The organism is Streptomyces sp. NPDC088725, from assembly GCF_044751305.1.
Taxonomy (GTDB): domain Bacteria; phylum Actinomycetota; class Actinomycetes; order Streptomycetales; family Streptomycetaceae; genus Streptomyces.
This window is the reverse complement of record NZ_JBIVLO010000015.1, coordinates 107,691-130,406: the sequence shown is the minus strand read 5'-3', so window position 1 is coordinate 130,406 and position 22,716 is coordinate 107,691. Positions and strand designations below refer to the sequence as shown.

The 22,716-nt window shown below is 70.1% G+C and carries 20 protein-coding genes and 2 pseudogenes; 10 read left to right on the top strand and 12 right to left on the bottom strand.

Annotated elements, in window-relative coordinates; translation table 11 throughout:
* A pseudogene (locus ACIP6N_RS28655) lies at positions 1 to 252 on the bottom strand (xylosidase); the annotation flags it as partial.
* Positions 253 to 642: 390 nt separating this feature from the next.
* On the opposite strand from ACIP6N_RS28655, the gene ACIP6N_RS28650 reads away from it, so the two are divergent.
* The 3 genes from ACIP6N_RS28650 (at position 643) to ACIP6N_RS28640 (ending at position 3,306) form a co-directional block, all read left to right on the top strand.
* A complete protein-coding gene (locus ACIP6N_RS28650; protein WP_401820384.1) occupies positions 643 to 1,140 on the top strand; it encodes a hypothetical protein in 498 nt (165 codons plus the stop codon).
* Positions 1,133 to 2,215 (top strand): nitric oxide synthase oxygenase, encoded by a 1,083-nt coding sequence (locus ACIP6N_RS28645; RefSeq protein ID WP_401820382.1) that lies wholly within the window; start codon positions 1,133 to 1,135, stop codon positions 2,213 to 2,215. The genes ACIP6N_RS28650 and ACIP6N_RS28645 overlap by 8 nt, the downstream gene beginning before the upstream one ends.
* Positions 2,216 to 2,361: 146 nt before the next feature.
* A complete protein-coding gene (locus tag ACIP6N_RS28640; protein WP_401820380.1) occupies positions 2,362 to 3,306 on the top strand; it encodes a D-2-hydroxyacid dehydrogenase family protein in 945 nt (314 codons plus the stop codon).
* Here the strand turns inward: ACIP6N_RS28640 and ACIP6N_RS28635 are convergent.
* From ACIP6N_RS28635 to ACIP6N_RS28620, 4 genes are all read right to left on the bottom strand, one after another.
* Positions 3,296 to 4,618, bottom strand: a complete 1,323-nt coding sequence (locus tag ACIP6N_RS28635; RefSeq protein ID WP_401820377.1) for an amidohydrolase — start codon at positions 4,616 to 4,618, stop codon at positions 3,296 to 3,298. The genes ACIP6N_RS28640 and ACIP6N_RS28635 overlap by 11 nt on opposite strands.
* Before the next feature lie 46 nt (positions 4,619 to 4,664).
* On the bottom strand, positions 4,665 to 4,790 hold the full coding sequence (locus ACIP6N_RS28630) for a hypothetical protein (RefSeq protein WP_401820374.1): 126 nt from the start codon (positions 4,788 to 4,790) through the stop codon (positions 4,665 to 4,667).
* Between the two features lie 49 nt (positions 4,791 to 4,839).
* On the bottom strand, positions 4,840 to 6,078 hold the full coding sequence (locus tag ACIP6N_RS28625) for a threonine synthase (RefSeq protein ID WP_401820372.1): 1,239 nt from the start codon (positions 6,076 to 6,078) through the stop codon (positions 4,840 to 4,842).
* Between the two features lie 168 nt (positions 6,079 to 6,246).
* Positions 6,247 to 7,413, bottom strand: coding sequence for a glycoside hydrolase family 88 protein (locus ACIP6N_RS28620; RefSeq protein ID WP_401820370.1), 1,167 nt, complete (start codon positions 7,411 to 7,413; stop codon positions 6,247 to 6,249).
* Positions 7,414 to 7,608: 195 nt separating this feature from the next.
* Here ACIP6N_RS28620 and ACIP6N_RS28615 point away from each other — a divergent pair, with 195 nt between their 5' ends.
* The gene (locus ACIP6N_RS28615; RefSeq protein ID WP_401820369.1) at positions 7,609 to 8,058 is read left to right on the top strand and encodes a hypothetical protein; all 450 of its coding nucleotides are present in this window, start codon (positions 7,609 to 7,611) and stop codon (positions 8,056 to 8,058) included.
* 24 nt (positions 8,059 to 8,082) lie between these two features.
* Here the strand turns inward: ACIP6N_RS28615 and ACIP6N_RS28610 are convergent, their stop codons facing one another.
* The gene (locus tag ACIP6N_RS28610) at positions 8,083 to 9,276 is read right to left on the bottom strand and encodes an MFS transporter (RefSeq protein ID WP_401820366.1); all 1,194 of its coding nucleotides are present in this window, start codon (positions 9,274 to 9,276) and stop codon (positions 8,083 to 8,085) included.
* A gap of 387 nt (positions 9,277 to 9,663) precedes the next feature.
* On the opposite strand from ACIP6N_RS28610, the gene ACIP6N_RS28605 reads away from it, so the two are divergent.
* Together ACIP6N_RS28605 and ACIP6N_RS28600 are read left to right on the top strand one after the other, a co-directional pair.
* Positions 9,664 to 10,179, top strand: a complete 516-nt coding sequence (locus tag ACIP6N_RS28605; protein ID WP_401820364.1) for a lytic polysaccharide monooxygenase auxiliary activity family 9 protein — start codon at positions 9,664 to 9,666, stop codon at positions 10,177 to 10,179.
* A 197-nt stretch (positions 10,180 to 10,376) separates the two neighbouring features.
* Positions 10,377 to 11,111, top strand: coding sequence for a chitinase (locus ACIP6N_RS28600; RefSeq protein WP_401820361.1), 735 nt, complete (start codon positions 10,377 to 10,379; stop codon positions 11,109 to 11,111).
* A gap of 87 nt (positions 11,112 to 11,198) precedes the next feature.
* Here the strand turns inward: ACIP6N_RS28600 and ACIP6N_RS28595 are convergent, their stop codons facing one another.
* Positions 11,199 to 12,050, bottom strand: a complete 852-nt coding sequence (locus ACIP6N_RS28595) for a YhjD/YihY/BrkB family envelope integrity protein (RefSeq protein WP_401820359.1) — start codon at positions 12,048 to 12,050, stop codon at positions 11,199 to 11,201.
* A 144-nt stretch (positions 12,051 to 12,194) separates the two neighbouring features.
* On the opposite strand from ACIP6N_RS28595, the gene ACIP6N_RS28590 reads away from it, so the two are divergent.
* On the top strand, positions 12,195 to 13,277 hold the full coding sequence (locus ACIP6N_RS28590) for a magnesium and cobalt transport protein CorA (protein WP_401820357.1): 1,083 nt from the start codon (positions 12,195 to 12,197) through the stop codon (positions 13,275 to 13,277).
* A 302-nt stretch (positions 13,278 to 13,579) separates the two neighbouring features.
* On the opposite strand, the gene ACIP6N_RS28585 is transcribed toward ACIP6N_RS28590, so the two are convergent.
* Positions 13,580 to 13,936, bottom strand: a complete 357-nt coding sequence (locus ACIP6N_RS28585; RefSeq protein WP_401820354.1) for a PRC-barrel domain-containing protein — start codon at positions 13,934 to 13,936, stop codon at positions 13,580 to 13,582.
* Between the two features lie 398 nt (positions 13,937 to 14,334).
* Here ACIP6N_RS28585 and ACIP6N_RS28580 point away from each other — a divergent pair, with 398 nt between their 5' ends.
* Positions 14,335 to 15,405 (top strand): fatty acid desaturase family protein, encoded by a 1,071-nt coding sequence (locus tag ACIP6N_RS28580; protein WP_401820352.1) that lies wholly within the window; start codon positions 14,335 to 14,337, stop codon positions 15,403 to 15,405.
* 43 nt (positions 15,406 to 15,448) lie between these two features.
* Positions 15,449 to 15,937, top strand: coding sequence for a GNAT family N-acetyltransferase (locus tag ACIP6N_RS28575; RefSeq protein ID WP_401820349.1), 489 nt, complete (start codon positions 15,449 to 15,451; stop codon positions 15,935 to 15,937).
* A gap of 79 nt (positions 15,938 to 16,016) precedes the next feature.
* On the opposite strand, the pseudogene ACIP6N_RS28570 reads toward ACIP6N_RS28575, so the two are convergent.
* Positions 16,017 to 16,424: pseudogene (locus ACIP6N_RS28570) on the bottom strand (hypothetical protein); the annotation flags it as partial.
* A gap of 624 nt (positions 16,425 to 17,048) precedes the next feature.
* Here ACIP6N_RS28570 and ACIP6N_RS28565 point away from each other — a divergent pair.
* Positions 17,049 to 17,948, top strand: coding sequence for an SRPBCC family protein (locus tag ACIP6N_RS28565; RefSeq protein ID WP_401820347.1), 900 nt, complete (start codon positions 17,049 to 17,051; stop codon positions 17,946 to 17,948).
* Between the two features lie 121 nt (positions 17,949 to 18,069).
* Here the strand turns inward: ACIP6N_RS28565 and yicI are convergent, their stop codons facing one another.
* From yicI to ACIP6N_RS28550, 3 genes are all read right to left on the bottom strand, one after another.
* Positions 18,070 to 20,376 (bottom strand): alpha-xylosidase, encoded by a 2,307-nt coding sequence (gene yicI / locus ACIP6N_RS28560; protein WP_401820344.1) that lies wholly within the window; start codon positions 20,374 to 20,376, stop codon positions 18,070 to 18,072.
* Positions 20,376 to 21,782 (bottom strand): GH1 family beta-glucosidase, encoded by a 1,407-nt coding sequence (locus ACIP6N_RS28555; RefSeq protein WP_401820341.1) that lies wholly within the window; start codon positions 21,780 to 21,782, stop codon positions 20,376 to 20,378. The genes yicI and ACIP6N_RS28555 overlap by 1 nt, the downstream gene beginning before the upstream one ends.
* 114 nt (positions 21,783 to 21,896) lie before the next feature.
* Complete coding sequence (locus tag ACIP6N_RS28550; RefSeq protein ID WP_401820338.1) at positions 21,897 to 22,712, bottom strand: carbohydrate ABC transporter permease; 816 nt, start codon at positions 22,710 to 22,712, stop codon at positions 21,897 to 21,899.
* Positions 22,713 to 22,716 lie beyond the last annotated feature (4 nt).

Sequence of the window (22,716 nt, the reverse complement as noted above, 5' to 3'; positions counted from 1 at the left end):
CGGGGGCTGGCCGGCGTTCTGGCTCCAGTGCCACCAGCTGTTGATGGGCGCGCCGTCGCCCTTGCAGGCGAACCAGCCCTGATAGCCCACGGTGACCTTGCCGACCACATCACCGGCCGGTGACGCCGTGGGCGCGGCCGACGAAGGCTGCGGGGCGGCCGGTGCGGCGGACGCCGGGGTGAGGCCGGGCAGTGCGACGGTGGCTGTGCCGGCGAGCGCGGACGCGATGACGGTCCGTCTGGAGAGGCTCACGGGGGTTCCTCGCAATCGGCTGAACTGCGGGTGGGAGGAGCGACCGGCGTCCCGGCCGGTCGCTCGCCCGACAACCTAGGGACATGACAATGCATCGACAAGATGACGTCGTGCAATTTCTTGACGGAGCTTCACAAACTCCTGCCTTTCTGGCGGGAAAAGCTCACGGTCGCGCAGTCCCCGCCTGCCGGATCTCCGTGCGGTGGACCACCCCTGGCGGGCGACTCTCTGGGCCGTTCGGGTGAAGGCCGAGGCTGAACGCCTGTCCCGGCGGACATTCAGGAGTTGTGATGCACGCAGGCCTTCCGGGTGTTCCGTCACCGGAAGGCCGGTTTCTTTCGTATGCGCGGTCCTCGCCGCAACCCCTGCTCCACAACCCTGGAGGTTTTCGTGTTCGCTGTGCGCTCACGCCGCCCGGTCACGGGTCTCACCGCTGCCGCCGCAGCCGTGCTGGCAGCCGCCGGCTTCGTCCTGCCCCGCGCTGTCGCGCCCGCGGATACGGACGAGACCAAGGTGGTGACGTGGGTCGCGGAGAAGGAGGCGGACACCGAGCCGCACCACGTCCGGCTGGGCGACCAGTGGGTGACGTACCTGCGACTGCACGAGAGCCACGGCGGCAGGGCGGGCCGTGTCATCGGCGACGGCAGCGCCCGCTGCGGTGCCGTGGCTGTCACGGCCCGGGGCGCGATCACCCAGTGCCAGCGGGTGCTGCGCGCCCATGACGGCACGCTCGCGCTGAGCGGCATGATCGACAGGTTCGGCCCGGGCCCGTACGTGGGCCGGTCCGCCGTCGTGGGCGGTACGGGCGTCTACGAGGGAGCCGGGGGACAGGCCGAGATCACGCTGGACGGCGATCACGTCCGCTTCCGGGTCCACCTGGATGACTGAGACGTACGTGGACGCCGCCGAGGCCCGCACCTTCCTCCTCGGAGCCGACTGGCTCACCGACCGCGAGCGCGCGGCGCGTCTCGCCGAGGCGGAATCCGAGATCCGGGCCACCGGCGCGTACCACCACACCCGCGAGGAGCTGGAGCGGGGCGCAAAGCTGGCCTGGCGCAATCACGCCCGGTGCGTGGGCCGGCTGCACTGGAAAGCGCTGCGCGTGATCGACAGGCGTGAAGTCACCACCGCCGAGGAGGTGTTCGAGGCGTGCGTCGAGCATTTGCGCACGGCGACGAACGGCGGGATCCTCAGACCCGTCATCACCGTCTTCGCCCCACGGCGCCCGGACGGCGGGGAGATCCGGATCTGGAACACCCAGCTGATCCGGTACGCCGGTTACCGCCTGCCGGACGGCACGGTCAGGGGTGACCCGCTGCACATCAGACTGACCGAAACCGCCCAGGCGCTGGGATGGCCGGGACCGGGCGGCGCGTTCGACGTACTGCCGCTGATCGTGCGGATGCCCGGTGAACGCCCGCGCTGGTTCGACCTTCCCGCCGACGCCGTCCTCGAAGTGCCGCTCACGCACCCGGAGTTCGACTGGTTCGCGGAGCTGTGTCTGCGCTGGCACGCCGTCCCCGCGATCTCTGACATGCGCATGGAGATCGGCGGAGTGGACTACCCCGCCTGCCCGTTCAGCGGCTGGTACGTCGGCTACGAGATCGGGGCGCGCAACCTGGCCGACCACGACCGCTACGACGTGCTCCCGCGCGTCGCGGCCCGTATGCGGCTCGACACCTCACGGGACGACACCCTGTGGAAGGACCGCGCGCTGGTCGAGCTGAACCGGGCCGTTCTGCACTCCTTCCGGCGCGCCGGCGTGCACCTGGTCGATCACCACACGGTGACCCGGCAGTTCGTCACCCACGAGGCGCGCGAGCAGAGCAGTGGGTACGCGCTGTCCGCGGACAAGGAGTGGATCACACCACCGCTGTCCGCCTGCACCACACCGGTCTACCGGAGGACGTACACGGATCTGCGGGCCCGGCCGAACTTCTACCATCAGCCGGCCGCCTGGTGAGAGCCGCCCGGCCCGGTCACGCGCGGGCCGGGCGGACCGTTCACACGCACGGGATCAACACCGGCCTCTGCCGGAGGAACCACTAAGATCCGAGACGCCGTCCGCGGCCGGGCGGACGGCCATGGATCCCGCAGGAAGGACCGCTCGTGCGCGTCGCCGTCTTGGACGATTACCAGCAGGCCGCCCACCGCTTCGCCGACTGGCAGGGGCTCGGTGCCGATGTCACGTTCCTGCCGGAACACATCGCTGACACCGACACACTGGCCGAGACCCTGCGAGGCCATGACGTGATCGTGGCGATGCGTGAACGCACCCCGTTCACCGCCGAGCGGTTCGAACGGCTCCCGGATCTGCGGCTGTTGGTCACTACCGGTATGGCCAACGCCGCGATCGACCTGGCAGCCGCGCACCGCCACGGAGTCACCGTCTGCGGCACGGACGGGGCGGCTCACGCGACGCCCGAACTGACCTGGGGGCTCATCCTGTCCCTCGTACGGCACCTCCCCGCCGAGGCGGCCGGGATGCGCGAAGGGCGGTGGCAGCACACCATCGGCGGCGATCTCGGCGGCCGCACGCTCGGTGTCGTGGGCCTCGGCCGGCTCGGTGCGCGGGTCGCCGCGATCGGCAACGCCTTCGGCATGCGCGTACTCGCCTGGAGCAGCAACCTCGACTCCGGGCACGCCAGGGGACTCGGGGCCGAACCGGTCAGCAAACACGACCTGTTCAGCGAGGCCGACATCGTGACCGTGCACTACAAGCTCAGCGAACGCAGCACGGGGCTGATCGGCCGCCGGGAACTGTCCTGGATGAAGCCCACCGCCTACCTCGTCAACACCTCGCGCGGCCCGCTCGTCGACACCGCCGCACTCGTCGACGCGCTGCGCGAAGAGCGCATCGCCGGCGCGGGACTCGATGTCTATGACGTGGAGCCCCTGCCGGCCGGCGATCCGCTCCGTACGGCGCCGCGCACGGTGCTGACCCCGCACATCGGTTACGTCACCGAGGAGACGTACCGGATCTTCTACCGCCAGGCGGTGGAGAACATCGCCGCCCACCGGGCGGGCACACCGCTGCGGACCCTTACTCCCTGATCCGGTCGCGGACGGCCGGGGAACGCGCCGCGCCGCGCACGATCTCTTCGAGCAGCCCCACACCGAGCGGCAGCGCCGCCTCGTCGAAGTCGAAGCGCGGTGTGTGGTGCGGCGCCGCGAGCGAGGCCCCGAGCCCCACATAACTCGCGCTGCCACCGCCTTCCTGAACACGGCGCATGAAGGCGGTGGCGTCGTCGCTGGCCACCCCGTTCTCCGCCGACGCCGTCACCGGCCGCAGCCCGAGCGCCGCCGCCGACGCCTCCACCAGCTCGACGGCCGGACGGTCGGCGCGCGCCGTGGTGACGCCGCCGATCAGCTCGATGTCGACGGTCAGGCCGTACATCTCGGCGGCTCCGCGCAGCGCCGTCCGCGCCCTGGCCTCCAGGTCCTCGTTGACCGCGCCCTCGTCGGCCCGGGTCTCCAGCAGGACTTCGGCGCGATCGGGCACGATGTTGCTCGACGTGCCGCCGGAGATCCTGCCGACCGCGACCCGCGTCTCGTGACCGGGGATCCGGGGGAGCCCGTGCACCGCGAGTGTGGCCGCCGCAGCGCCGAGCAGCGCGTTGCGGCCCTCGTGCGGGGCGAGCGAGGCATGGGAGGAGACGCCCCGGAAGACCGCTCTGAGCTTGGAGTTGGCCAGCAGACCGTCCAGTGACGAAGCCATGGTGCCGGTCGGCAGACCGAGACCGAGATGGACGGCCACGAGCAGGTCGATGCCGTCTGCCACACCGGTGGGGACCATGGCGCGCGCGCCTCGGCCGCCTTCCTCCGCCGGCTGGAAGAACAGCGTCACCGAACCCGCCGACGGCGGCCGGGCGGTGAGCCGTTCGGCGAGTTCGACCGCCATGCCGATGTGGCCGTCGTGACCGCAGGCGTGCATCACCCCGTCGTGGACCGAGCGGAAGCCCGCACGCTCCGGGAGGTGGGAACCGTCCCGCGACTCCACGATCGGCAGCGCGTCGATGTCGGCCCGCAGACCGACGGCGGGGCCGGGGCGCGGGCCGTGCAGCGTCGCGACCACGGCGGTGTTGCCGCCGCGCAGCGACGGCAGATACCGCTCGTCCGCGCCCGAGCCGGCGGCACGCCGGTATGCCGCGTCGAGTTCGGCCGCGTCCGGTACGCCGAGCCGGTGGTCCTGGGAGATCGCGTCGCGTCCGGTACGCACCTCCCAGCCGAGGTCCGCCAGCCGCCCGGCTGTCAAACTGGCGGTGCGGAACTCGGTGAACCCGGTCTCCGGATGCCGGTGGATGTCACGCCGCCAGCGGACCGCCGTCGACTCCGCCCCGGATCCAGCCGCCCGCCGCTGCCCCATCCGCCCGCCTCCACTGCTCAACTGCCTGCCGCCCAACTGACGATTTTCACGGGGAGATACGGGTCGGAACACCCGGCCCGAAGGGAATGCCGGCGAAGCAGAACACCGCGAAGACGGCTGCCCACAACACCGCCACCGGAAGCACGAACAGGCTCGTCCGCACGAAGATCATGCCGAGGAGTGTGTTCCCCGGCCGGTCGGCGTGTCCGTTTCCCGGCCACTCACCGCGGCTGTGGCGCGGCCGGGATACGCCCGTCCACCGGCAGGGTCGGTACGTCGACGGGCACCGTCTCGGGGTACTTGAGTCCGGCGCCGGTGTTGAGCACGACCACGTTCTCGTCGCCGCGCAGCCAGCCGGAGCCGCGAAGTTGCTCCACCGCCGCGAAACAGGCCGCGCCCTCCGGACAGATGAACATGCCCTCGCTGCGGGCCAACGCCTCCTGCGCGGAGAGCAGTTCCTCGTCGGTCACGGTGATCGCGGTGCCGCCGGTCTCCCGTACGGCGTCCAGCACGAGGAAGTCGCCCAGCGCCTTGGGCACGGTGATTCCGAAGGCGACCGTACGGGAACCGGGGAAAGGCACACTCTCCCGCTCACCCCGCTCGTACGCCTCCACGATCGGGGCACAGCCCGCTGCCTGCACCGCGACCAGACGCGGCAAGTCACCGATGAGCCAGCCCAGTTCACGCATCTCCAGCAGTGCCTTGTAGATGCCGATGATCCCGACACCGCCGCCGGTCGGGTACAGGATGACATCGGGCGCCCGCCAGCCGAGCTGTTCGACGATCTCGTACCCCATCGTCTTCTTGCCTTCGAGCCGGTAGGGCTCCTTGAGTGTGGAGACCTCCTGGTAGCCGTCCCGTTCGGCGACCGCGGCGGCGATCAGCCTGCCCGCGTCCCCGATCAGACCGTCCACCAGATACAACTCGGCTCCCGCCACCACACATTCGGTACGGGTGATCTCCGGGGCGTCGACCGGCATGGCGATCAGGCTGCGCATCCCCGCGCGTGCGGCGTACACCGACCAGGCGGCGCCCGCGTTGCCGTTGGTGGGCATGGCGATGCCGGTGACGCCGAGTTCGGCCGCGCGGGACACGCCGACGGCGGCGCCGCGCGCCTTGAACGTACCGGTCGGGACCAGCCCTTCGTCCTTCATCCGCAGCCCGGGTACCCCCAGGCTCGCGCCGTGGCGCGGCAGGTCGAGCAGCGGTGTCATGCCCTCGCCGAGGGTGACCACATGGCGCTCCTCGCGCACCGGAAGCAGCTCGCGGTAGCGCCAGAGGTCCGGTGCGCGGCTCGCGATCTCCTCACGGGTGACGGTGGCCCTGACCCGTTCGAGGTCGTAGCGGGCGAGCAGCGGAGTGCCCGCGTCCGACGTTCCCCGCACGATGTCCGGATCGCTTTCGACGCCGGTCCTGGAACACTCCAGATGAGACAGGGCCGAGGAAAACGGAGTGGACATACCGGTACCTTCCACCTGAAGACGTCGTCACTGGGCTGCGACGATGGCCTTCACGAGGAGATCTCACGATGATCGCCGAGTCAAGCCCCGCCGGCTCCCCCCGGGAGTGTGGCGCTGGGCCGGCCCCGCTCCCGGGGAAAGCGGCCACGCTCCCGGAGAGGGCATGCCTCAGGAAACCAGTGTGGCCAGTTCCGTTCCCGCGAGCAGGAAGCCGCCCACGCCGAAGTCCGCGGTGCTGTCGTACGTGACGGGCTGACTCGACTCCGGCCGGTCACCGACCTTCTGTACGTAGCCGAGGGCCCCGTCGGGATGAACGGCGCTCGCCACCAGGCCGTTCCAGGCGCGGGCCGCCACCGGCAGATACTCCGCGCCGCCGATCAGCCCGGCGCCGATGGCGTACGCGAGGCCGTACGTGAAGAAGACGGTTCCGCTGGTCTCCGGCCCCGGGAGGTGCGCCGCGTCGCCGAGGTTGACGTTCCAGAAGCCGTCCGCCCGCTGCACCTCTGCCGCGGCCTTCAGCAACTGGACCAGTGTGTCCCGGTATTCGGCGACATGCCGCTCGCTGCCGGGCAGCGCCTTGAGCGTCTTGGTGTGCCCCGCAGTCACCCAGCCGTTGCCGCGCGACCAGAACACCGGCTTGCCGCCGGGGGAGACGATCGCGCCGGGCAGGAAGTTCGCGTCGCGGTACCAGAGGCCGGTGCCGGCGTCGTACAGGCCGGGACCGCCCTCCGTGTGCTTGGTGTGGGTGTAGAGACGGTAGAGCTTGTCCCAGTACGCGGGGTCCTCACGCAGCGCGCCGATCCGGGCGAACGGCGGCATCGCCATGTGCAGTGCGTCGTCCCACCACCAGTCGTCGTTCCTGGCCGGCTGATCGGTGTAGGTCATGCGGTGCAGCGAGTCCTCGATCGCGGTGAGCTTCTGCTCGTCGGGCTCCGCCTCGTACAGGTCCAGATAGGCCTGTCCCGCGCAGTGGTTGTCGGCATGCCGGGTGGTGACTCCGCCGCTGAGTCCGTAGTTGTGCTTCTCCGCCCAGCCGCGGGCGTAGCGGAGGTAACCGGTGTCGCCGGTCAGCCGCTGGAGCGCGAGCAGACCGCTGAAGAAGGTCGCGTTGGCCCACAGGTTGTCGCCCGGGTCCGTGTGCGCGCCGATCCACTGGTCGGCGACGCGGCGCAGCACGCTGATGATCACGTCCCTGGACGGGAGTGCGGAGGAGGGTGCGGTGGGTACGGACGCGGCGCTGCGGGGCGCGCCCGTCGCGCTCCCGGTCGGGGCGGGCAGAACGGTCGCGCTCGCGCCGAGCGCCACGCCGCCGGCGAGCAGGTGCCGTCTATGCATGTGAACGACTCCTCAGTATGTGGGGCTTTCCATCGTGGGCTCGCCGGTGCGGGGTGTCCACCACCGTGCGCACGGCCCTGCCCGGCGCCGCTCCGGCCCCGGCGCGCATACTTCTCACGAAGCTCGGCGGCGCCGCGGAGCGTGGACGACATCACCGGGATTCTCATTGGGGGGCACATGCGGCGTGAGGAGATTGTGGGCAGAGGGACGTTCACCGGCGGGGAGGAGTGGGAAATCACGGCTCTGGCCGTCTCGCCGGACCAAGTCATGACGTTCCTCATGGTCACCAGGGAAGGCGTGCGGGTGTTCGGTGCCGGGATGGGCGGCCCCGCACTGGAGGAGAATCGTTTGCTCAGCCTGTCCTGGGGGAGGAGCGACGACTTCACCGGTCTGGTGGTCCGTGCGGCTCCGTCCGTCGCGCGGCTGCTCGTCACCTTCGGTGCGGAGAAGCCCACGGAGCTTCCGCTGTTCGGCATCCCGGGATGCGACGGCGTACGGGTGGCCGGATTCGGCACGGCGGGGACCCAGAACGTGGCCATCACGGTCTCCGGACGCGACCGCCACGGCGACGTGCTCGAAACGCAGGACGTGTTCGTGTCCTCGCGGCCCGCGCGCAGCCCCGACGGCGGCTGGACCGGTTCGTAGCACGATGGCGTCCCCGACCTGGCGTCAGCTCTCCGCCGGAGGCCGGCGCAGCTGATACAGGCCGGCGCACACGGCGAGGATCACCACGCATCCGGTGAAGACCAGCCCGGCGCCGCGCAGTCCCAGCGCGAGTGTCAGCGCGCCCACGCCGACGACCGGTACGGAGATGCCGATGTAGGCGACGACGAAGAACGTGGAGATCGTGCCGCCCCGCTGCTCCGGCGGGGCGGCGGCCCCGATGCTGGAGATGGCGGCGCGGAAGGCGAGCCCCTGGCCGAGCCCGCCGCACACCGCCCCCACCACCAGCAGCGCCAGCGATTCGAAGGCGAGAGAGGCGGCGACCAGCAGCAGGCCGGCCACCAGCACCAGGCAGCCGGCCGGCAGAGCCCTGCGTACGCCCAGACGTCCCATCAGCGCCTGCCCGGCGGTGGAGCCCACGAAGACCGAGAAGACCACCGCGCCGGACACCGCGAGATTGCTCACGTGCAGGGTCTGGGCCACGAAGCTCGGTGCCACGGAGGTGAACAGACCCAGCAGCGCGAACCCTGCGAACCCGGCGAGCGCGGCCGGCACGAACACCCCGCGCACCTGTGGCGGCACCTTCAGACCCTGCGGGTGGAGCTTCGGTCGCCGCTGCGGGTGCCTGACGGTCTCCGGCAGATACCAGGTGAGCACGGAGGCCACCGCCACCAGTGTGAGATCCACCAGGAACGACAGCTTGAGCGGCCAGGGCGCGTACTGGGCGAGCAGTCCGGACAGCAGCGGGCCGCAGCCGAGACCGCCCATGTTCGCGGCGGTGGCGGCGAACGCCGCGCGTGCCTCGCGGCCCGGAGGGGCCAGCTCCATCACGGTGGCCGTGGCGGCGCCGCTGAAGAGACCGGCCGCGAACCCCGACAGCAGCCGGCCGGCGAACAGCGCCGGCAGACCGCCCTCGAAGAGGAAGCACAGCGCGCTGGCCACGGACAGGCCCAGCGCGCACAACAGCACGGGACGGCGGCCGGACTCGTCCGAGAAGTTGCCCGCCAGCAGCAGTACGGCGATCACACCGAGGGCGTAGACGGCGAACACGATGGTCACCATCAGCTCCGAGAAGCCGATCTGCTGCCGGTAGAGCCCGTACAGCGGGGTCGGCAGCGTCGTGCCGAGCATGCCGACGGCGAAGACCACCGCCGCCACCGGATAGCCGAGACGCAGCCCGTGGCTGTCGCGATCGATCATGAGCACCACAGTACGAGGCCCGCGGGCACGCGGGCCCGCACCGGGCCGTGCGGGTCTTCGGTCCACCTCGCTGTGCCGGACGGGATGCCGGGTGGACCGCCACCCGGCGCCCGCTCGCGCCCGCGCACCCCGCGGGGGAGTGGCCGGACCGTGCGGTGTCCGGCATGCCCTTCGTTCCACACTCTTGACGCGAACACGTCGACCTGTATGGTCTAGGCCAAGTGGTAAAGACCTCTGCCGGCAAGCGGCTTCCGCCGGTTCCGCAGGTGGTCGGTGCCGCCGCCCTTCGCGCCTCTTGGCCCCACACTCGAGAGGCCGGCCTGCTGCCCAACCGGGTTCCCCCATGGGCCCGTTGTGCGCAGGAAGACCTGATGTGAAGGAGTTCCCATGCACACGAAAAGGAAGACGGCCGCCGTCGTCGGCGCACTTCTCGCCCCGGTGCTCGCCCTGAGCCTCCCGGCGAGTTCGGCGAGTGCCCACGGATATGTCTCCAACCCTCCGAGCCGGCAGGCCCAGTGCGCCGCCGGAACCGTCAGTTGCGGTGACATCACCTACGAACCGCAGAGTGTCGAAGGGCCCAAGGGGCTCACGAGCTGCAGTGGGGGCGTCGCCCGGTTCTCCGACCTCGACGACGACTCCAAGGGCTGGGCGGTGACGCCCGTCAACAGCACCACGGACTTCCAGTGGACGCTGACGGCCCAGCATGCCACCAGCACCTGGGAGTACTTCGTCGGCGGACAGAAGATCGCCGAATTCAACGACAACGGCGCGAAGCCGGGTGCGACTGTCACCCACACGGTGGACTTCGGCGGTCTCAGGGGCCAGCAGAAGGTCCTGGCGGTGTGGAATATCGCGGACACGGCGAACGCGTTCTACACCTGCGTCGACGTGAACATCGGCTGAGACGGCGCTCAGGTCGTGTCTCCAGGACGCGGCCTGGCGCTGCTTCATCGGTCCGCGCGCCGGGTTAGCCCCTGAACCACCCCCACGCAGGGGCTCACCCGCGCCGGCCGGTGTGCTCGAACTTCCCCCACGCTTGAACTCCCCCCACATATGAAGGGCGGCTGCCTTCCCGGCTGCCCGATCCAAGGAGTGGCCACGTGCGTCAGCGCATCCTCGGACTCTTCACCGCGGCGGCCGCAGCCGTCGCGTTCCTCACGCTCTCCCTCGCGCCGGCGTCGACCGCCGCGCCGGCCGGCGCGGCGGCGCCCGCGGCCGACTTCATCGTCAGCGAGGCCCAGTTCGACCAGATGTTCCCGGGCAGGAACTCGTTCTACAGCTACGACGGCCTGACGGCCGCGCTCGACGCGTACCCGGGATTCAGCGGCACGGGAAGCGACACGGTGCGCAAGCAGGAGGCCGCGGCGTTCCTGGCGAACGTCAGTCATGAGACCGGCGGCCTCGTCTACGTCGTGGAGCAGAACACCGCCAACTACCCGAATTATTGCGACGCCTCCCAGTCCTACGGCTGCCCGGCGGGTACGGACAAGTACTACGGGCGCGGTCCCATCCAGCTCAGCTGGAACTTCAATTACAAGGCCGCGGGCGACGCGCTGGGCATCGACCTGCTGAACAGCCCCGACCTCGTCCAGACCGATTCGGCCGTGGCCTGGAAGACCGGCCTCTGGTACTGGAACACCCAGAGCGGGCCCGGCACGATGACCCCGCACGACGCCATGGTGAACAGCGCGGGCTTCGGTGAGACCATCCGCAGCATCAACGGCAGCATCGAATGCAACGGCGGCAACCCCGGCCAGGTGCAGAGCCGTATCGACAGCTACACCAGCTTCGCGCAGATCCTGGGCGTCGACCCGGGCGGCAACCTCAGCTGCTGACAGCGGCTGATCCCGCGGATCCGCGGCGGGCGGCGTCATCGGCTCACAGGCCGGCGGCGCCGCCCTTCGCTGTGCTGTCCCACGCTGTCAGGCCCCGGGAACGCCCGCACGGCGCAGCCGCCGATGCGTGCGCCGCTCGTGCCACAGGCGTCCCACCACCGCGCCGCCGTACACCACGAAGCCGACGCCCACGAGCCAGGACTGAATGACCAGGACCGTGCCGAACGGGCCGTACGTGACGGCGTTCGAGGCGATCAGCGGGGAGAAGACGAGCCGGGAGAACACCCGCAGACCGATCAGTCCCAGCGTGATCGCGACAGCGCCCGGCAGCAGCGGCCGCCAGCGGATCCGGCCGCCGAGCAGCATCCGCTGCGACCACCAGAAGAACAGGAACGTGCTGAGCACATCGCCCAGTGCGCCGAACGTGGCGACGACCGCGGGCTGGTTGGCGACCGGCGTGTTCACGAAGACGACGAGGTAGAGGACGAGTACCGCGAGCCAGACGACATGCCGCCACATGGTGTGCCAGCGGGCGGTCGACAGCTCCCAGACCCGTTCGTAGCCGGTCTGCACGGCGGATCCGAAGGACAGACCGAAGACCGCGAGGGCGGCGAGGCCGAAGGCCGTCGTGCGCTGCAACGCCTGCCCCGGCCTGCCGAACAGGTCCTGGATCTCCGCCTCCGAGGACGACGACACCCCGAGCCCCTGGCCCAGCCAGCGGGCGAAGCCCTGCCCGCTCGCCGGGTCGGCCGCGGCGACCAGGATCAGCAGCGGCACCAGGGTCAGGAAGCCGAGCGCGGCGAAGCCCATGGCCCGGTGCATCAGCTCCATCTCGGAGCCGCGGCTCCAGATGATCCCCGCGGGAGATCCCTCGAGCCTGCGGTAGAGGCGCCGTGTCAGGTGTGGGGGTTCGGACGCAGTTTCGGGCTTCCGGGTCATGGGTCGACTTCTACCCCAGCGGACGCCGGACCCGCTGAAGGGCCCGCCGGGCAAGTGTGGCTGACGCCCCGTGAGACCCGCTGACCGCCTGCGCGGGAGCCGTGCCACACTGGCCGCCGACCCGCCGAAGGAGACGCCGTGTCCATGATCCGCAATCTCCGCAGAACCATGCGCAGGGCCTATCGCCGCACCGTGGATCTGAGTCACCCGGCGCGCTCCCCGCTCGGCAGCTCGGTGGTCAACTGCGTGATCTACGAGGACGGCGAGCGGCAGTCGGGTGACTGCCCGGCGGACGAGGCGCTGCGCCGGGTGCGGGCGGCGGACAGCGGTTTCGTCTGGATCGGGCTGCACGAGCCGAGCCAGGAGGAGTTCGCCGGGGTCGCCGAACTGTTCGCCCTGCACCGGCTGGCCGTCGAGGACGCCGTCACCGCACATCAGCGGCCGAAGGCGGAGCTGTACGACGGGACGCTGTTCGCGGTCTTCAAGACCGTCAGCTACGTCGAGCACACGGAACTGACCGCGACCAGCGAGGTGGTGGACACCGGTGAGCTGATGGTGTTCACCGGGCGGGACTTCGTGATCACCGTCCGCCACGGCAGTCACGGCTCGCTCGGCCCGCTGCGCGAGACCCTGGAGGCGGATCCGGAGAGCCTGGCCAAAGGCCCGGCCGCCGTGCTGCACGCCATCGCCGACCGCATGGTCGACGACTACCTCGGCGTCACCGACGCCCTTCAGGACGACATGGACGCGGTCGAGACCGCCGTGTTCTCCGAGCGTCCCGGGCGGGCGGAGGCGGGCCGGATATACCAGCTCAAGCGGGAACTGCTGGAGTTGAAGCGCGCGGTGTCTCCCCTGGACCGCCCGTTGCGCAAACTCGCCGCGGAGCCGAGCCGGCTGCTCGGTCCCGAGATTCAGAAGTACTTCCGGGACGTGACGGACCACTTGGCGCGGGTCACCGAGCAGATAGCAGGGTTCGACAATCTGCTCGACTCGATCCTCCAGGCACATCTCGCGCAGGTGACCGTCGCGCAGAACGAGGACATGCGCAAGATCACCGCGTGGGCCGCCGTCATCGCCGTACCCACCATGGTCTGCGGTGTCTACGGAATGAACTTCGAGCACATGCCCGAGCTGCGGTGGACCTACGGCTATCCCTTCGTCCTGAGCGTCATCGCGGTCGCCTGCTTCGGCATCCACCGGGTCTTCCGCCGCAACGGCTGGCTCTGACCGGCTGCCCTCCCGCGTTCTCGCCGGCGGCCTCCGGGACGGCCCGTCCCGGGGAACGGTCAGCCTTCCCCGGCCCCAGTCTTCTTCCCGGGCTCGGGTCGCCCGCCGGAATGTTCCGGTGAACCGGAATGTGCCGGAGAAGGGTGGAAATCAAGGGGGAATAACGTGCACGGCCAAAAATTCGACCGAGCCGCATGAAAATTCGACCGTTCGCGGGGGAAGGCGAAACGCGGCGTGCGGGGAGAGAATCGCACCGCCGTGTTCGTGTTCTCGTGATTCTCGCGGTGTCGTTTCCCTGTGCTTCAGCGGCGGGCGAGCCGTCGCTCTCCGGCGGCTCCCGTGCTGTATGCCAGTCCGTAGTGCGAAAAGATTTGCGGTTCGTCCTCGGCGGGCAATTCTCCGTCGACATCGATCGACGGAGCGTTCCTGGCCAGTTTCTTGTCCCAGAGAACCTTCAGATAGCCGGGGCCGACCGTGGCATCGGTCAGCGGGACGAACACCAGCCGCCGCCTGGTCGGCATCCCCACGGTGACCGTGGCGAACACCGGCGCGTCCGTTGCGGTGTCGACGTAGACGGCCTCCAGCGAGCCGATCTTCTTCTTGTCGGCGTCCACCACGTCGTGGTCCCGCCACTCCCGAATGTCGTCAGCCTCGAACACGGGTGATTCGCCTCTCGCTCTTTGGTGGTGTCAAACGTTTTCTGATGCCGTCTGTCTGCTTGTACCCCATATTTCGCGACCTGCACGCAGCGACGGAGTGACGTAGTAATTGGCCCGCGCCTGCAACTTAAATGTTCTTACGCCTGGTGCACCCGCCGTCCGGTTACACTGAAAAACGAGGCGCCCACGACCTCGGCTTCCCGCTGCTCCCCGAACAAGCGGCGGAAGGGCCTTGAACAGGGTGATCAGGCAGCGTCTTTTTCCGAAGCTCTCCAGCTCTCGCACGAGCCGCTGCCGCAGTACAAAACCGCTTTCCTCCCATGGCTCACCAGCCACCCTGCCGGGCAGTCACCGCAGCCGGCACAAGGCAGTCGTGACCGAACCGAAAGGCTGGCTGAATGCCCACTCACACCCTTGGCGAGACCGCGGTGGCGGAACCGCGGCGCGGGGCCGGCAGCGATTTCGCGGGCCTGTCCCGGCAGATCATGGCAGCCGGTCTGATGCGACGGCGTCCTTGGTACTACACGGTACGGATCTCGCTCATCGCCGGGCTGTACGGATTCGCCTGGACGGCCTTCGCCGTCGTCGGAGACAGCTGGTGGACGCTCGCGGTCGCGGCCTTCCTCGCCGTGGTGTTCGGCCAAGTGGCCCTCGTCGCCCATGACGTCGGCCATCGTCAGGTGTTCCGGCTGCGCAGGGCCAGTGCGTGGACCGGCCGGATCGCGGGGAACCTCGGTATCGGCATGGGCTACGGCTGGTGGCAGGACAAGCACTCACGCCACCACGCCAACCCGAACCACGAGGAGCTCGACCCGGACGTCAATCCCGACGTCCTCGTCTGGAGCAGCAACCAGGCGCGCAAGGCCAAGGGGGTCGCCCGGGTCATCGGCGGCGCTCAGGCCTACCTGTTCTTCCCGCTGCTCGCGCTCGAAGGTTTCAATCTCCATGTCGCGGGCGTACGGGCGCTGGCCGACCGTTCGCTGAAGCAGCGCAGGAACGAGGGCTTTCTGCTCTTCGCGCACTTCGCTCTCTACCTGAGCGCGCTGTTCGTGGTCCTGCCCCCCGGCAAGGCGATCGCTTTCCTCGCCGTCCACCAGTGCCTGTTCGGCATCTACCTCGGCTCGATCTTCGCGCCCAACCACAAGGGCATGCCCACGCTGGTCGGCGACGACCGGCCCGACTTCCTGCGGCGCCAGGTGCTCACCTCCCGCAATGTGCGCGGCGGCTGGTTCACGGACCTCGCGCTCGGCGGGCTGAACTACCAGATCGAGCACCACCTCTTCCCGAGCATGCCGACCCCGCATCTGCGCAAGGCGCAGCCCATCGTGCGCGACTACTGCCGGGCGCTGAACGTCGGCTATCTGGAGACCGGCCTGATCGGTTCCTACCGCCAGGTTCTCAGGAGTCTGTACGAGGCGGGCGAGCCTCTTCGGCAGGCCGGGGGACGTGCGCGGCTGCCCACCCCCTGAAAACCGGTGGCGGCCGGCCGGTGCCGGCCGCCAGGCTGTGCCCGTGCTGATCAGAGAAGCCACCGCGGACGACTGGCCCGCCATCTGGCCGTTCTTCCACACCGTCGTCGCGGCGGGGGAGACCTTCCCGTACCCCGTGGACCTCGGCATGGCGGAGGCCCGCGACTGGTGGCTGCTTGCGGCGCCGAACCGTACCGTCGTCGCCGTCGATGACATGGGCACGGTGCTCGGCACGGCGAAGATGAACAGAAATCAGCCGGGCAACGCCGCGCATGTCGCGAGCGCCAGCTATATGGTCGATCCCGCGTACGAGGGCCGCGGAGTGGGCCGCGCGCTGTGCGAGCACACCGTCGCGTGGGCCCGGGCGGCGGGCTTCCGCGGGATGCAGTTCAACGCCGTCGTGGAGACCAACGAGCACGCGGTGGCACTGTACCGCTCGGTCGGCTTCGACGTGATCGGCACGGTGCCCGAAGGGTTCCATCACCCCGCGAAAGGCTACGTCGGGGTGCACGTCATGTACCGGTCTCTCTGAACGCCGCGTGTAATCGGCCCAGTTGCAAGGTGTCGCCGTACGCGGCATGAGGACGCTCCCCGCGGTACGCCTCCGGCGCCGAGGCCGGGGCGAGAAGAACCGGAAGCGCCCGGTCCATGCGCAGCGCGTCCACCGATTCCGCGAGCAGTTCGTATTCGGTGGTCTCGTCGCGGGTGGCGACGCGGATGAGACGCCCCGCCGCCAGATGCTCCGCGACCATTTCCTGATGCGCCGCGTCGTCGCGCCAGATCCGGAGCGTCTGCGGTACGTCCGGTACGTGCCCCGCCACCGGAGCGAGCGCCTCGGCGGGGAAGTGCTCGCTGTCGGGGCTGGGATCGAGGCGCTCCGCGATCCAGGTCGCGCGGTCGCGCAGCCACCACAGGGCGAGGGCCAGGGTAGGGGCGCGATAGGTGCCCAGGGGCACGCCGACGCGCTCTCCACCGCAGACTCCGTACGCGGTGACGTGGCAAAGAAACTCGTCATGCACGGCCGCTCTCCTTGCGCCGTTCTGCGGAGGCCGACCGGCGGCGGCCGCATTCCTTACAGGTACGGTGTGCGGTGCCGGGGCGAGGTCCGGGAGAGCAGGGTGGCCGATCTTGGATCGCCCCAACTTACAACTATCTATGCCCAGTTGACGCGCTGTCACGACTCGGTTCCAGCCAGAGTCCGGGCGCTTCCCTGCCGTCTGTGGCTGAAATTCCCTTCCCGGGACAAGGCGTTCATGATCCACCCATAACCATGCCGCTGGTGGCCGTGTCCGCGCACACACCTGCGCGGTCATATGACTGGCGAAATGCGTTCGAACCAATCTCGCTCGTTCGACGTACTCGAGGAATCCCAGCGGCGACGGAGGCCCTGCTCCTCGACCGGCCCCACCAGTCCGGTGAGCTGACGGAGCGCCCGGGACTGAGCCAGCCGGGCACTTCGAGGCATCCGCGCGTGCTGCGCGAGGCCCGGCCCGTCCCGGTGCGGCAGGATGCTCAGCGCCGCTGGTACGAGCTGCGTCCGAGCCCCTCGCGGAACTCGACGCCCGGCTCCCCTGCCGGCATCTGTGGTCCGGCGCTCTCGACGCGCTCGAACGCCACCTCGACGCGATGGAGGACGACCCCTCATGAACACCACCCCGCACCAGGAACACCCCGACACCCTGAGCACCGGCGACGGGCGCACCACGCTGCGCATGGAGCGCGAACTCGCTCATCCTCCGGAGAAGGTCTGGGCCGCCCTCACGGACCCGGTCTCCCTCGCGCGGTGGTTTCCCTCCGAGGTCGAACTGACCCTCGAACCGGGCGGCGCGATGGGCTTCCGCTTCCCCGGTGACAGCGGTCCCGTCATGACGGGGATCGTCACGGACGCCGACAGGCCCCGCCTCTTCGCCTTCACCTGGGGGGACCAGCACCTGAGCTGGGCCATCGCCCCTCACGGCGACGGGTCCCTGCTGACGCTGGAACACACCTTCGGCGACCACTTCGGCGCGGCGAGCTTCGCCTCCGGCTGGCAGCTGTGCGTCACCATGCTGGGGACGCTGCTCGACGGCGGCCCTGTCGTGGCGGGCCATGACGAAGGCGAGCTGCACGAGGCTTACGTACGGCGGTTCGACCTCGGGCAGGGCGTGGTCGAAGCCTTCCCCGGCGGCAGACGCGTGCGCTTCGAACGCCAGCTCGTACGGCCGGCCGAGGTGGTGTGGGAGGTGCTGTCGGCGGGCGTCGAACCGGTGGCGGGGCTGCCCGTCCCCGACGGGTTCACCGCGGCGACGGCACCGGCGGGGCCCGTGACCGAGGTGCGTGCGCCGCACTCCCTCTCGTACGCGGTGGCACCGGACGGCGCCGTCTGCTGGGAGCTGGGAGCGGGCACCGGGCACGGCCCGCGGCTGGTTCTCACGCAGGAGGGCCCCGAGGACTTCGACACGGACGCCGCGCTGGCCGCCTGGCACACCCGTATCGAGGAACTGGCGGCGCGGCTCCTCGATGTACCGGCCGGTGTACGCACCGTCCCGCCGTACCGCCCGTGAGGCGTCCGGCGGGACGAGGGCGCACCACGGGCGGGCGCCCCGCCCGCCGGTCCCCGCGCGACGAATCGAACCGATTCGACGAGGTGACCTGAACGGACGGGGCGCCTGTACGGACGACGGGCTATGCCAGGCGCGCCGCCAGCCGGGAGGTGCCGGCCGGGCAGGTGTACAGGGCGCCGAGCGGGTCCGCGACGGCGTCCCCGGTCGCGGTGGCGCCCACGAGCAGCACCTTCCACGGCCGAGCGCTCTCGGTCTCGACCACGATCTCGTCGCCCGTCCGCCGGGTGGTGAACACCGCAGCGGTGGAGCCGTCCGCCGCGGGAATGGCCGTCACGGTCCGCGCGCCGTCCTCCGGGGCGTACACCCGCAGCGTCACGCCGTCCGCCCAGTCGTACTCGGGCGCCTCGGCCGCCGCGCCGAACGGCACGACCGCGCCGGGCCGCGCCAGCAGCGGCAGGGTGTCGAATCCGTGGGTCTCGCGCTGCCACCCCGGCCCGGAGACCTGTGCGCCCGTCAGGACGTTCGTCCAGGTGCCGGCGGGCACGTAGTAGTCGACCGTGCCGTCCTCGCTGAAGACCGGTGCCACCAGCAGATCGTCGCCGAGCATGTACTGCCGGTCGAGCGAGTGGGTGGCCGGGTCGTCGGGGAATTCCAGCAGCATCGCGCGCATCATGGGCGTACCCGCGTCCCTGGCCTGCGCCGCCGCCCGGTAGAGGTACGGCATGAGCCGGTTCTTGAGCCGGGTGAAGGAGCGGGTGACCTCGACCGCCTCGTCGCCGTAGTCCCACGGCACACGGTACGACTTGCTGCCGTGCAGCCTGCTGTGCGACGACAGCAGGCCGAACTGCACCCAGCGCTTGAAGACCGCGGACGGCGGTGTGCCCTCGAAGCCGCCGATGTCATGGCTCCAGAAGCCGAAGCCGGACAGCCCCAGCGACAGCCCGCCGCGCAGCGACTCGGCCATCGCGCCGAAGGACGACTCGCAGTCGCCGCCCCAGTGCACCGGCAGCCGCTGGCCGCCCGCGGTCGCGGAGCGTGCGAAGACGACGGCCTCGCCCTCGCCGCGCTCCTCGCCCAGCAGGTCGAAGACGGTCTCGTTGTACAACTGCGTGTAGTAGTTGTGCATCCGCTCCGGGTCGGAGCCGTCGAACCACTCCACATCGAGCGGGATGCGCTCGCCGAAGTCGGTCTTGAACGAGTCCACACCCTGGCCGAGCAGCACCCGCAGCTTCGCCGCGTACCACTCGCGGGCCGCCGGGTTGGTGAAGTCCACCAGGCCCATGCCGGCCTGCCACTGGTCCCACTGCCAGACGTCGCCGTTCGGCTTCCTGACCAGGTAGCCCGCCGCCACGCCCTCGGCGAACAGCGGCGACTTCTGGGCGATGTACGGGTTGATCCAGACGCAGATGCGCAGGCCCTGCTCCTTGAGCCGGGCGAGCATGCCCTCCGGATCCGGGAAGACGTCCGGGTCCCAGGTGAAGTCGCTCCACTGGTACTCGCGCATCCAGAAACAGTCGAAGTGGAAGACGCTCAGCGGGATCTCACGGTCCGCCATGCCCTTCACGAAGCTGGTGACCGTCGCCTCGTCGTACGAGGTGGTGAAGGACGTGGAGAGCCACAGGCCGAACGACCAGGCGGGCGGCAGCGCGGGGCGGCCGGTGAGCCCGGTGTAGCGGGTGAGGATCTCCTTCGGGGTCGGGCCGTGGATGACGAAGAACTCCAGCGACTGGTCCTCGACACTGAACTGGACCTTGCCGACGGACTCCGAGCCCACCTCGTACGACACCTGGCCCGGGTGGTTGACGAAGACGCCGTAACCCCGGTTGGTGAGGTGGAACGGGACGTTCTTGTACGCCTGTTCGCTGCTGGTGCCGCCGTCCGCCTGCCAGATGTCGACGGTCTGGCCGTTCTTCGTGAACGGGGTGAAACGCTCGCCCAGTCCGTACACGTTCTCGCCGACCCCGAGCGACAGCTGCCCGAGCATGAAGTGCTGGTCGTCCGCGTCGGTCGCGAAGCCGAGACCGCGCGGGCCGACGGAGGTCAGGGTCTTGCCGCCCGCGGTGAAATCGAGGTTCCAGGGGGCCGCGGTGTCGATCTCCAGGGAGAGTTCACCGGACGTGAGCGTGACGTGGGAGCCGTCCCGGACCACGGTCGCTGAGGACCCCTCGCCGGACGCGAGCGCGAACTCGGGGGTACGCGGGGCCCTGCCGCCGTGGTGCGTGCAGCGGACGCCGATCACGCCCTCGGCCGGCGACCAGCACTCGACCGTCAGCAGGGGGCTGTTGAGCGTGTCTCCCCGGCGCGTGACCTTGTGGACCGTCCCGTAGAGCGTGACCCGGTCGTCCGCGACGACGGTGTCGGCGACCTCGGTCGCGTAGCGCGCGGTGACGCCGGGACGCATCAGCCAGTAGCCGTCGGTGAACTTCATCAGTGCTCCTGTACGGGTGCGTCGGCGCGGTGCGAGGCGATGAGACCGCGGAACCAGTGGTAGCTGTCCTTCGGCGTGCGCTCCTGCGTGTCGTAGTCGACCCGCACGATGCCGAAGCGCTGGCCGTAGCCGCGGGCCCATTCGAAGTTGTCGAGCAGCGACCAGACGTAGTAACCGCGTACGTCCACGCCCGCGTCGACGGCCGCCGACAGCGCCCGCAGATGGTCCTGGAGGTACGTCACCCGCTCCGCGTCGTGCACGGCGCCGTCGGGGGAGACGGTGTCGGCCTCGGCGGAGCCGTTCTCGGTGATGTGGATCGGCGGCAGGTCCGGGTGGCGCGCGGTCAGGTCCACCAGCAGGTCCGTGAAGGCCTCGGGGACGACCGGCCAGCCCATCGTGGTGTGCCGGGTGCCGTACGGGTCGGTCTCGACGACACCGATGTCGGTGGCCGTGCGCAGCAGCGGGTCCGGCTCGGTGTGCGGGGCGTCCTTGACGGTGAGCGGGCGGTAGAAGTTGAGGCCCACGAAGTCCAGCGGCGCACCGATGATCTCGAGGTCGCCGTCCTGGCGGTACGAACCGTCGGCCAGCGCGCCCCAGGTCTCGGCCTCCGCCTCCGGGTAGCGCCCGGCGAACAGCGGCTGTGTCCACACCTCGTTGTGCAGGGTCTCGGCGCGGCGCAGCGCGCCCAGATCGGCGGCCGAGGAGGAAGCGGCCTCGATCCGGTCGAGGTTGAGGGTGATGCCGATCTCCCTGGCACCGGCCTCGCGCAGCGCCTTCACCGCGTACCCGTGGGCGAGCAGCAGGTGATGAGCGGTCGCCAGGGCGGCCGTGCCCTCGCGCGCGCCCGGCGCGTGACGGCCCTCCGCGTACCCCACGAAGGACGAGCAGTAAGGCTCGTTGAGGGTGATCCAGCGGCCGACCCGGTCACCGAGCCGGTCCACGACGGCGCGGGTGTACTCGGCGAAGTGCTCGGCGGTCTCCCTGACCCGCCAGCCGCCGCGGTCCTCCAGGGCCTGCGGCAGATCCCAGTGGTAAAGCGTGACGGCCGGGGAGATGCCCGCGTCGAGCAGCGAGTCGGTGAGCCGGTCGTAGAAGTCGAGCCCCTTCTCGTTGACCGGTCCCGAGCCCAGCGGCTGGACGCGCGGCCACGCGACGGAGAAGCGGTACGAGTCCACTCCCAGCTCGCGCAGCAGCGCCACGTCCTCCGGGTACCGGTGGTAGTGGTCGCACGCGACGTCGCCCGTGGCACCACCCTGGGTACGGCCGGGGGTGTGACTGAAGGTGTCCCAGATGGACGGCCCGCGGCCGTCCTCGTCGTGCGCGCCCTCGATCTGGTAACTCGCGGTCGCCGTACCGAAGGTGAAGCCTGGGGGGAAGACGGGGAAAGCGGGTGAAGCGGCGGTCATGGCTTGCTGCCCTCTCGGGTTCAGTCTGGGCGGGTTCAATCCGGGCGGATCTCTTATGGGGGGCCGGATCCGGACCTTGGTCCGGATCCGGTCTGTTCGTCCGTCGTGCTTCGGTTACTTGATGGATCCGCCGGTGATCCCGGCGGCGACGTACTTCTGGGCCAGGACCAGCAGGATCGCGGCGGGGATGGCGGAGACGACGGCCGTCGCCATGACCGCGCCCCAGTCGCTCACGTGGGCGCCGATGAACTCGTACATGGAGAGCGTGATCGGCTTGACCGCGTCCGTGGTGTTGAGGGTCAGCGCGAACATGAAGTCCGACCAGGCGAAGAGGAACGTGAACAGCCCGGCCGTGATGAGGGCGTTGCGGCTCATCGGCAGCACGATGCGGACGAAGGCGGTGAACCGGTTCGCCCCGTCGACCATGGCCGCTTCCACGACCTCCTTCGGGATCGACACCATGAACGCCCGGAGCAGCACGATGGAGAACGGCAGGCCCAGCGAGGCGTCGGCCATGATCAGCCCCGGCAGGGAGTTGACCAGGTTCAGGTCGGCGTAGGCGCTGTAGAGGGCGTTGGCGATGACGATGCCGGGCACCATCTGGGTGATCAGGGTGCCGAACACCATGGTGCGGCTGCCGTGCAGGCCGAGCTGGGCCAGACCGTAGGCGGCGGGCGCCGCCAGCACCAGACAGACCACGACCGCGCCGAGCGCGACCACGAGGCTGGTCACCAGCGAGCCGCCCTGGCTGCTCAGCGCCCGGCTGAAGTTGTCCCAGCCGGGCGAGGTGGGTATCCAGCTGGTCGAGGCGAGGCCCTTGCCGGGCTGGAGGGCGATGTTGACCATCCAGTACAGCGGGAAGAGCAGGACGATCAGAATGATCAGAGCGACGACGGTGTTGCCGCCCCGGCGCAGGCTGCGAGTGGACATGGCG

Coding starts and splice junctions, on each gene's coding strand:
- ACIP6N_RS28645 (WP_401820382.1), top strand. CDS start 1,133: ATGACTGAGACGTACGTGGACGCCGCCGAGGCCCGCACCTTCCTCCTC.
- ACIP6N_RS28635 (WP_401820377.1), bottom strand. CDS start 4,618: ATGGGGCAGCGGCGGGCGGCTGGATCCGGGGCGGAGTCGACGGCGGTC.
- ACIP6N_RS28630 (WP_401820374.1), bottom strand. CDS start 4,790: ATGATCTTCGTGCGGACGAGCCTGTTCGTGCTTCCGGTGGCGGTGTTG.
- ACIP6N_RS28625 (WP_401820372.1), bottom strand. CDS start 6,078: ATGTCCACTCCGTTTTCCTCGGCCCTGTCTCATCTGGAGTGTTCCAGG.
- ACIP6N_RS28620 (WP_401820370.1), bottom strand. CDS start 7,413: ATGCATAGACGGCACCTGCTCGCCGGCGGCGTGGCGCTCGGCGCGAGC.
- ACIP6N_RS28610 (WP_401820366.1), bottom strand. CDS start 9,276: ATGATCGATCGCGACAGCCACGGGCTGCGTCTCGGCTATCCGGTGGCG.
- ACIP6N_RS28605 (WP_401820364.1), top strand. CDS start 9,664: ATGCACACGAAAAGGAAGACGGCCGCCGTCGTCGGCGCACTTCTCGCC.
- ACIP6N_RS28595 (WP_401820359.1), bottom strand. CDS start 12,050: ATGACCCGGAAGCCCGAAACTGCGTCCGAACCCCCACACCTGACACGG.
- ACIP6N_RS28590 (WP_401820357.1), top strand. CDS start 12,195: ATGATCCGCAATCTCCGCAGAACCATGCGCAGGGCCTATCGCCGCACC.
- ACIP6N_RS28580 (WP_401820352.1), top strand. CDS start 14,335: ATGCCCACTCACACCCTTGGCGAGACCGCGGTGGCGGAACCGCGGCGC.
- ACIP6N_RS28565 (WP_401820347.1), top strand. CDS start 17,049: ATGAACACCACCCCGCACCAGGAACACCCCGACACCCTGAGCACCGGC.
- yicI (WP_401820344.1), bottom strand. CDS start 20,376: ATGAAGTTCACCGACGGCTACTGGCTGATGCGTCCCGGCGTCACCGCG.
- ACIP6N_RS28555 (WP_401820341.1), bottom strand. CDS start 21,782: ATGACCGCCGCTTCACCCGCTTTCCCCGTCTTCCCCCCAGGCTTCACC.
- ACIP6N_RS28550 (WP_401820338.1), bottom strand. CDS start 22,712: ATGTCCACTCGCAGCCTGCGCCGGGGCGGCAACACCGTCGTCGCTCTG.